The organism is Nocardia exalbida NBRC 100660 (assembly GCF_000308575.1).
GTDB lineage: Bacteria > Actinomycetota > Actinomycetes > Mycobacteriales > Mycobacteriaceae > Nocardia > Nocardia exalbida.
The window spans coordinates 157,510-166,336 of the sequence record NZ_BAFZ01000032.1; the positions used below are offsets into that span (position 1 = coordinate 157,510).

Here is an 8,827-nt window from a genome sequence, read left to right on the forward strand (position 1 = left end):
TCCCTAGCCGCTTGGCATACAGCCAACCCACCAGCTTGTAGGGGGTACATATGCCTGCTCCGTCCACCGCCACGTTCATGCGGCTCGCCGACCTGATCGCCATCCCGGACGCAGTCACTCGTCCGACCCGGCCGGTGATCGAAGCATTCACCGGAAAGCAATTGGCCACCGTGCCGGTCGGAACCGCGCAGGACGCCAAGGACGCAATCACCCGCGCCCGGGTCGCACAGAAGAACTGGGCCGACCGTCCGGTTGTGGAGCGGTCCGCCATATTCCACCGCTACCGCGACCTGGTGCTGCAAAATCGCGATGACCTGATGGACATGGCGCAGGCCGAGACCGGGAAGTCGCGCGACGCCGCCCAGGAAGAGGTCCTCGACATTGCCTTGACTGCCCGGCACTACGCGCGCGTCGCGCCAAAGCTGTTGCGGCCGAAGCGCGTAGCCGGAATGCTGCCCGGCCTGACCAAGACGGTGGTGCGGTACCAGCCCAAGGGCGTCGTCGGGGTGATCTCGCCGTGGAACTACCCGATGACGCTCGCGGTATCGGACGCCATCGCGGCGCTTCTCGCCGGCAACGCCGTGGTCCTCAAACCTGACAGCCAGACCCCGTACTGCGCGCTGGCGTGCGTCGAGCTGCTCTACCAGGCAGGCCTCCCGCAGGATCTGTTCGCGGTGGTCCCTGGGCCCGGTTCGGTGGTGGGCGCTGCACTGGTCGAGAACTCCGACTTTGTGATGTTCACCGGGTCCACCGCCACCGGTCGGCTGCTTGCCGAACAGGCCGGCGCCCGTCTCATCGGCTTCTCCGCCGAACTGGGTGGCAAGAACCCGATGATCGTGATGGCCGGGGCCGATCTGCGCGAGGTGACCGACGCCGCCGTGCGCGCCTGCTACTCCAACTCCGGCCAGCTGTGCGTCTCCATCGAACGTATCTACGTCGAACAGTCCATCGCGCCCGAGTTCACCCGCATCTTCGGGAAGCGGGTCGCCGCGATGACGCTGGGTGCTGGCTACGAATTCGGCATCGAGATGGGTAGCCTCATATCGGAGGAGCAGGTCAAAGCCGTGGCTCGTCACGTCGACGACGCCGTGGCCAAGGGTGCCACCGTGATCGCCGGCGGCAAGGTCCGCCCCGACCTCGGCCCGTTGTTCTACGAGCCGACCGTGCTCACCGACGTTCCCGCCGACGCCGAATGCTACCGCGACGAGACCTTCGGCCCGCTCGTCTCGGTCTACCCGGTCGCAGGCGTCGACGAGGCCGTCGAGCGGGCCAACGACACCGAGTACGGCCTGAATGCCAGCGTGTGGGCGGCCACCAAGAACGAGGGTGAGGCGATCGCGGCCCGGATCCACGCCGGCACCGTCAATGTCGACGAAGGCTACGGCCCCGCCTGGGGTAGCACCGGCGCGCCGATGGGCGGCATGGGAACCTCTGGCGTCGGGCGCCGCCACGGCCCTGAAGGCCTGACCAAATACACCGAACCGCAGACCATCGCCACCACCCGCGTCCTGAACCTCGGCGGCCCACGCGGCGTGCCGCAGAAGCTGTGGGCGAAGATCCTGCCGCCCTTCGTCAAAGCCCTGCAATGGATCCCAGGCCGCTGAGACCTCGGTGCCGAAGCGGGCTGCGCTGCTGCTGTTCTCGATGCGCAAAGGAGTCTCACGACCGCAGCACGCACCTTGGGATCCACGAAAGCACGGTCCCGCAAAGGGTGCATCATGCCGGGGTCGGCCCGCAACGATCAAGGTCGCCGAACTGCACGCCGCTCTACTTGTGTGCGACGTGCTGGGGGCCTCGGTGTTGCCAGATTCATCGCCTCACTGACAGGATCCCAAGAGCGCTGGATGTGCTCGCAGCACACCGCGCAGGGCTGGGAAGGCCTTGTTGATTGACACCGGCCGTTTGTAGGTTGGCATCTCATCCCGAAGCGCTACCGAGGAGTCCGACGTTGACCACGACTCAACACTCCCGCCCCCAGCAGCGGCCTCGCACGCCTTGCCTGATCCGGGCGAGCAGGTTGCCACACTATCCTCGCCGATAGTCGCATCTTCGTGTTCACACTGACGCTCTTCGGTGCATCAAGCTGGGCAGCCGCTACCGACTCTTTGTCTGCGATCGCCACCATCGCGGCGAGCTCCGCAGCAATCTCCGTCCTGTTCACCGTGCTTCACCCGCGGCTTCTGACTCGAGCCTCCCGGGCATCTCGCCGGTGCAGAGGATCTCGTGTCTTGCGTGCTGCTGCCGTGCCGCACGCCATTCTCACTACCGTCGACTGATTGTTAGGAAAGCCGCCATGACGCCTGACTATGACGTGCTCATTATCGGTTCGGGATTCGGAGGTAGCGTCAGCGCCCTCCGGCTCACCGAGAAAGGTTACCGGGTCGGAGTTTTGGAGGCCGGCCCGCGGTATTCCGACGCCGACTTCGCCAAGTCCTCGTGGGACTTGCGACGGTTCTTGTGGGCGCCCACATTCGGCATGTACGGCATCCAGCGGATCCACCTGCTGCGCAACGTGATGATCCTGGCCGGCGCCGGCGTCGGCGGCGGTTCCCTGAACTACGCCAACACGCTGTACATTCCGCCGGACCCCTTCTTCAACGACCCGCAGTGGAAGAACATCACCGACTGGCGAGCCGAACTGATGCCGCACTATGAGCAGGCACAGCGCATGCTCGGTGTGGTCAAGAACCCGACGTTCACCGACGCCGACCGGATCATCAAGGAGGTCGCGGACGACATGGGCTGCGGCGACACCTTCGTCGCGACGCCGGTCGGCGTGTTCTTCGGGCCCGACGGCGAGAAGACTCCGGGCAAGACCGTGCCGGACCCCTACTTCGGTGGTGCAGGCCCGGCGCGTACCGGCTGCATCGAATGCGGCGAGTGCATGACCGGCTGCCGGTACGGCGCCAAGAACACCCTGGTGAAGAACTACCTGGTTCTGGCCGAACGCGCTGGGGCCCAAGTACTTCCATTGACCACGGTGACCAGCTTCCAGCAGCGCGGCGACGGTCTGTGGGAGGTGGCCACCCGTCGCACCAACGGTCGGATGCGGCGCGGCAAGCGTACCTTCACCGCCAAGTACCTGATCCTCGCGGCGGGCACGTACAACACCCAGCGGCTGCTGTTCAAGATGCGTGACACCGGGAGGCTCCGTGACGTGTCCGCGCGGCTGGGCATGTTGACCCGCACCAACTCGGAGTCGATCGTAGGCGCTCAAACCCTCACGGTGTCACCAAATCTGGATCTCACTCGCGGGGTGTCCATCACCTCGTCGATCCACCCGACGCCGGATACCCACATTGAACCAGTCCGGTATGGCAGGGGCTCCAACGCGATGGGCATGCTGCAGACGCTGATGACCGATGGCGCAGGCCCGCAGGGCACCGACGTACCGCGGTGGCGCCAATTTCTGGGCCAGAGCCGCGCCCGGCCGGCTCTGCTGCTGAATACGCTCATCCCGAAACGGTGGAGCGAGCGCACGGTGATCGCCCTGGTGATGCAGCACCTGGACAACTCGATCACCACGTTTACCAAGCGCGGGCCAGGCGGCATCCGGATCATGTCCTCGAAGCAGGGCCACGGCGAACCCAACCCGACCTGGATTCCGGTCGGCAACGAGGCGACCCGGCGGATGGCCGAGAAAGTCGGCGGCATCGCCGTTGGCAGCTGGGGCGAGCTGTTCAACGTCCCGCTGACCGCACACTTCCTCGGCGGTGCGGCGATCGGCGACAGTGCCGAGACCGGCGTCATCGATCCGTACCACCGCGTGTACGACTACCCGACCCTCTACGTCACCGACGGTGCCGCCGTTTCCGCGAATCTCGGTGTGAATCCGGCGCTTTCGATCGCGGCGCAGGCCGAGCGAGCGGCGTCGCTATGGCCCAACAAGGGGCAGGAAGACGTGCGGCCAGCCCAAGGACAGCCTTACAAACAGCTCGCACCGATTCGGCCGGAACATCCCGCCGTACCCGCCATTGCTCCAGGTGCATTGACATCACATCAGTTCGCCCCCTGAGCCCAATCTGGGATTGTGAGATAGCGACGGCGCCCAGACCTTGCGTGCCGCTTCGCCGGTGACCGGCAGAGGGGGCCGGGGCGCCGGACCGCGAGACTCGGGGTCGAGTGCTGTCCGGTCGTTGTGCGCCAATAGATCCGGGATCGTCGGGTGATCGAGAGTGAACTGCCGCCAGTCCGTCAGGGTGGTCAGCTGTCGGCTCGGTTCGGTGATCGGCTCTTTGTCGGTGGTCCTCACCAGCGTTTGCTCGCTTCCCAGCTATGACGAGACCCGCATCGACTACCACACCCGGTTTCGGGTTGGTCGGGTCCGGCCTGATCGCCGGTATCGCTGTCGCGGTGCGGGGTCTGCGACGACGCGCCGCGGGTGGCTTTGGTGCGTCCGGCGACTTTGCGATCGCGGCGTGATCGGGTCGTGGCGGAGGCGTGGCCGCGTTCGGCGCGCTCGAGGAGTTCCGCTGCGGTGGCAGCGATTTCAGCTTCGGTTGCCGCGTCCTGGCCGCGTCCACTCTGCTCAATGCCGCGCAGACCCTGGGGACGAACGGCATCGCCACCCCGGAGGACATCGATCGCACCTTCATGTTCGGCGGCGGCACAGTCGGGCCGCTGGGCCTGGTCGACATGGTCGGCATGAAGACCGCGTACGACGTCCTCTCCTACTGGGGGAGCGGAACGGCGATGCGCAGATGATCGCCAACGCCGACTACATCAAGGAGCGCTTCCTCGACAAAGGGCTGCTCGGCGTGCAGACGGGTAAGGGCTACTACGAGTACCCCGACCCGGCGTACCAGCGCTCGGGCTTCCTCGACGCGCCTGACGTCTCCGCCGTTGCCGGCATGGTGTCCCGGATGCTGCCGCGGTAGCGGCCGCGCTGGCTGATCAATGAAAGGTTGGGCATGTCATTGCTTCAGGTCCAAGAGGGCAAGCAAGTAGCAGCTGTCGGCGCTCCGACGAAGTCGGAATGATCTCAGTGCGTATAAGGGTTACGCGAGTGTTGCGCGCATCCCTGGGAAATGCTTCACCTCTGCAATTGCGACATGCGGTCGTACCGCAGTCGCGATTGCATCCAACTTGCGTTGTAATCGAGCGGACCCAACCGCGTTGATGCTGTTGAAGTTCGCCGTAAGCAGCGAGCAGCCGTGGGCAGCATCGCCAGCCTCGATGTGGGCGTGGGCAAGCTCCAACTGCGCCGAGCTGCGAGGGTCGCCCTCGGGATTGATTGCTGGCAGACGCAACGCGACCTCTGTCAATCCGGCGTACAGGGTGTCGGCGGATTCAGCGTTCACCCACCCCACCAAACCCTGGCCGTCATGGAGTACATGGCGTGCATGTGCTGCGGCTACTTGGGTTTTCCCGGCCCCACGCATCCCCGTCACGACGGCTACCCGCGTCGCCGCCAACCCTGCCATCAGTTGGGGGTTTTGGTCACGATCGACAAAATTCGGCGGCTGGTCCGGAATCCGACCGACTGCTGCTACGGGGCTCGATCGGGAGCGCGGGGTCCTCGACGTTGTTCAGCAAACATCCCGTGTGGCGCAACTGGGCAATGCCTGCGTGTCAGAGGAAGCCCTCGTGCACGCCGATGGCTCAGTTGCGCCGATTGTCCGTGGTAGAGAACTGGGCGAGGTTCACTCGAACACCCGGGAGCGTCATTTCTGACGTAACTGCGTGCTGCGAGTGCCGCCTTCGGCGCATGCGCGTCACGACCGGGGCCGCTGCGAGCGAGTCGGAGGGGAAGAGTGGGTGATCGAGCAGGTATTTGCGTCAGATTTGACGCAAATACGTGCTCGAGTAATGCGCGAGAGGGGACTTGAACTCAGATCTTAGTCATCTGTGACGGAGATCCGTGCTGGAGTGGTAGTAAATCTAGATCGCTGCCGGATAGCCGTCAAGTCGATGCATCTGTATGAGTTGTCAACTGGGTTGTTTCGTAGCAAGTTTCGATGATTGATGCACGCCGTCTTCGATTTGCTGCTGGGGCGGCTTCGTCGCATATGTGCCCGTTGTGGCTGCTGCGCAACCGCTCTTGCTCGACGGCGGGAATCCGATCCGCTGAGGTCCGTGGCGCGGTGTTAACCGGCGACCTGCAGGCATTCGCGGGCACAGCCCGACATGTGGTTCATCCGGCTGTAGAGCCCGATCGACGACGATTTTCGTATGGGCCGCGATCATCGCACCTCGGAGCAGCCGTACGCTGCTGCGCCGTTGGTATCGAGGATGCTGATCTTCTCCTCGTCGGAGAGCCGGTCCGAGGTCAGTATCGCTTCCACCACTTCGCCGACCGGCGCGCGGGGAGTGTCACTGCCCAGTACCAACCGGTCGACACCGACGGTGGCGCGGACGGCATGGTAGAGGTGGGGGTCTTCGATGAGGCTGGTGTCGTACCAGAAGCGCCGCAGATGCGGCAGGACGCCGCCGAGTTCTTCGTAGAGATCGGTGTGTGCCGCGCGCATCCCGCGATCCCAGCGGTACGCCAGTAGCGGGACAGCGCCACCGGTGATCCCGGCAACCACTCGCACGTTCGGGAAGCGCAAGGGGATCTTGGCCGCCACCAGTCGGCACAGGGCCGTTGCCATCTCGGTCGGGCTGCAATAAGCCGGAGCCAGAAGGTATTGCGAGGATCCGACTGCCATCTCCGGTGTCGCCCCTGGGTGCAGGAACACCATGGCGCCACAGCTGTCCAGGGCAGCCCACAGGTCGTCGAATTCCGGCGCGTCCAGCGGCTTGCCCGCCGCGGAGCATCCGAGGTTCACACCGGCGAAACCGCATTCCTCGACGCAGAACGCCACTTCATCGATCGCAGCGGCGGTGTGGGGCAGTGGCAGGCTGCCGAATGCGCCGATGCGGCCGCGGCCTGCGGCGACCGCCTCGTGCAGCAGTTCGTTGGCGAAGCGAGCGGCGTCGGCGGCGTCGGATGACGAGTCGAAATATGGTTGGACCGCACCGACGCTGGCCAGCGTCAAGTCCACGGCGGCCGCGTCCATATCGCGAATCCACTGGTCGATGAAGGCAGGCTCGCCCGCCGCGAACTGTCTGTTCGACGCCGCCGCCAGATGCTCGCCGAAGACCGCGAAGGACTCGACGCGGTGGCGAGCGTCCAGTGCTTGCATCCGGTCGAAGAACCGAGGTGGAAGGTAGTGCCCGTGGAAGTCGATGCGCATAAGAAATAAGAATACGCATCTACTTTCGACTTTCGAAAGTTAGGCGAGCGTGCTGGCCACCTGGGCGACGACTCCGCGCATCCACTGATGTCCGGGATCGTGGGTCTGTGCCGGATGCCACCACAGCGCTTCGTTAATCGGCCCCACCTCGAACGGGCAGGGAACCACGCGCAAAGCGGGCGGCAGCGCCATCGCGCTGGTGAGCCTGCGCTGGACGATCCCCACGCGCTGCGTTCCGGCGATATAGAGGGGGAGGGCCACGAAGCTGTCGGTGATCACCTGTGGTCGCAGAGCGACACCCTGCTCGGACAGCCTGCGCATCAAGAAAGGCGATTCCCCCGGTTCGTGCTGCGCGAGCACCCAGCGCAGTTCACTCAATTCGTCGAGGCCGGGTCGGTGCGTGATGATCGGGTTGTCCTGGTCGACGATGGCGATCCATTCGTCGGAGAACAACTCCGTATGAGCCATGCCGAGCGGAAACGCGCTGTGTGGAGCGATCAGGCCGTCCTCGGAGCGGGCAGTGGGTTCCACAAGTGGGTCGGGCGCCTTGCCGAACTGCCGCAAACGCAGCAGCGCCCGCGGAGCTTGCGCTTCGAACGCCGCCGCGAGCGCTGGGCCCAGCACCGCAACCACGTAGTCCGAGACGGTCAGCACGAATTCCCGCTCAGACGTGGCCGGCTCGAAACGCGACTTCGTGGCGAACAGGCGCTCCGACAGCCGCATCACACCGCCTGCTTGCTCGCGCAACTGGCGGCCCAGCGGTGTCAGTTCGTATCGGTTGCCGACTCGCTCGAGCAACTCGTCACCGAAATGCCGGCGCAGTCTGGCCAACATTGCGCTCGCGGCAGGCTGGCTCACGCCGAGCCGCTGCGCCGCACGACTCACATGCCGCTCTTCGAGGAGCACATGCAGGGCGGCGGTCAGGTTCAGATCCGGATGCGCGGGCACGCCCCATACTATCAGCGGCACTTATATTGAGAGACCGAGGATCTATTTGCCGTATACGCGGCTGATCTCCACACTCGACTCATGAGCGACTTCACCGCCGTGCTCGACGCAGTGCACGGCCCTGTTCTCTATATCGTCCTGTTCTTCTGGACCATGCTCTTGTTCTGGTTTCCGACCGGTCTGCTCCTTCCCGGGGAGAGCTCTTCTTCGTCCTGGTCGGAGCGCTGGCAGTCAGTGGGCGACTACGGCGAGTGGCTGCCGACCTCGGTTCTCGGGCAACCGCATCCGGGTGAACCCGAGGCCGCCGTTCGAGTCCTTCTTCGATACCACGCGGGCCGTCACGGACCTGGTGTTGTCGGGGACTCTCGAGCGGTATCCGAGCATGCGGATCATCGTGCCGCACGCGGGCGCCGTACTGCCGGCGCTGGCGTCGCGCATCGACGTCCTCGCATCGAAGGCGACCGGAAAACCGGAACTCATGCACCGCGCGCTGCGGCTGCTGCATTTCGATCTGGCAGGAATGCCGTTACCCGATCAGCTACCCGCACTGCTGAACGTCGCCGACCCCGCGCGCATTCATTACGGCAGCGACTGGTCGTTCACGCCGCTGCCGGAGATTCGAGCCAACAAGCAACAGCTCGAAGCAACCACCTTCCCTGATGGCAGGCCGCTGGCGGCGGCGACCTACGAGAACTCCACGGCAC

The 8,827-nt window shown here is 65.0% G+C and carries 8 protein-coding genes; 5 read left to right on the forward strand and 3 right to left on the reverse strand.

The annotated features are described in order from the left end of the window. Positions 1-50: 50 nt before the first annotated feature. From ON29_RS06945 to ON29_RS36900, 4 genes are all read left to right on the forward strand, one after another. Positions 51-1,604 (forward strand): succinic semialdehyde dehydrogenase, encoded by a 1,554-nt coding sequence (locus ON29_RS06945; protein ID WP_040865292.1) that lies wholly within the window; start codon positions 51-53, stop codon positions 1,602-1,604. A gap of 689 nt (positions 1,605-2,293) precedes the next feature. Further along, a complete protein-coding gene (locus tag ON29_RS06950) occupies positions 2,294-4,015 on the forward strand; it encodes a GMC oxidoreductase (protein WP_040865293.1) in 1,722 nt (573 codons plus the stop codon). A 425-nt stretch (positions 4,016-4,440) separates the two neighbouring features. Next, positions 4,441-4,704: a 3-hydroxyacyl-CoA dehydrogenase family protein gene (locus tag ON29_RS36895; RefSeq protein ID WP_051174934.1), complete on the forward strand. Its 264-nt coding sequence runs from the start codon at positions 4,441-4,443 to the stop codon at positions 4,702-4,704. Next, positions 4,701-4,877 (forward strand): hypothetical protein, encoded by a 177-nt coding sequence (locus ON29_RS36900; protein WP_245548845.1) that lies wholly within the window; start codon positions 4,701-4,703, stop codon positions 4,875-4,877. The genes ON29_RS36895 and ON29_RS36900 overlap by 4 nt, the downstream gene beginning before the upstream one ends. Before the next feature lie 120 nt (positions 4,878-4,997). On the opposite strand, the gene ON29_RS35640 is transcribed toward ON29_RS36900, so the two are convergent. The 3 genes from ON29_RS35640 to ON29_RS06965 form a co-directional block, all read right to left on the reverse strand. Continuing rightward, positions 4,998-5,300: a hypothetical protein gene (locus ON29_RS35640; protein ID WP_157172676.1), complete on the reverse strand. Its 303-nt coding sequence runs from the start codon at positions 5,298-5,300 to the stop codon at positions 4,998-5,000. An 882-nt stretch (positions 5,301-6,182) separates the two neighbouring features. Next, positions 6,183-7,175: an amidohydrolase family protein gene (locus tag ON29_RS06960; protein ID WP_040865294.1), complete on the reverse strand. Its 993-nt coding sequence runs from the start codon at positions 7,173-7,175 to the stop codon at positions 6,183-6,185. 39 nt (positions 7,176-7,214) lie between these two features. Continuing rightward, positions 7,215-8,123: a LysR family transcriptional regulator gene (locus ON29_RS06965; protein ID WP_051174935.1), complete on the reverse strand. Its 909-nt coding sequence runs from the start codon at positions 8,121-8,123 to the stop codon at positions 7,215-7,217. 289 nt (positions 8,124-8,412) lie between these two features. Here ON29_RS06965 and ON29_RS06970 point away from each other — a divergent pair. After that, positions 8,413-8,827, forward strand: a 415-nt coding sequence (locus ON29_RS06970) for an amidohydrolase family protein (protein ID WP_169332563.1), incomplete at its 3' end; no start/stop codon positions are given.

Coding starts and splice junctions, on each gene's coding strand:
- ON29_RS36900 (WP_245548845.1), top strand. CDS start 4,701: ATGATCGCCAACGCCGACTACATCAAGGAGCGCTTCCTCGACAAAGGG.
- ON29_RS06960 (WP_040865294.1), bottom strand. CDS start 7,175: ATGCGCATCGACTTCCACGGGCACTACCTTCCACCTCGGTTCTTCGAC.
- ON29_RS06950 (WP_040865293.1), top strand. CDS start 2,294: ATGACGCCTGACTATGACGTGCTCATTATCGGTTCGGGATTCGGAGGT.
- ON29_RS06945 (WP_040865292.1), top strand. CDS start 51: ATGCCTGCTCCGTCCACCGCCACGTTCATGCGGCTCGCCGACCTGATC.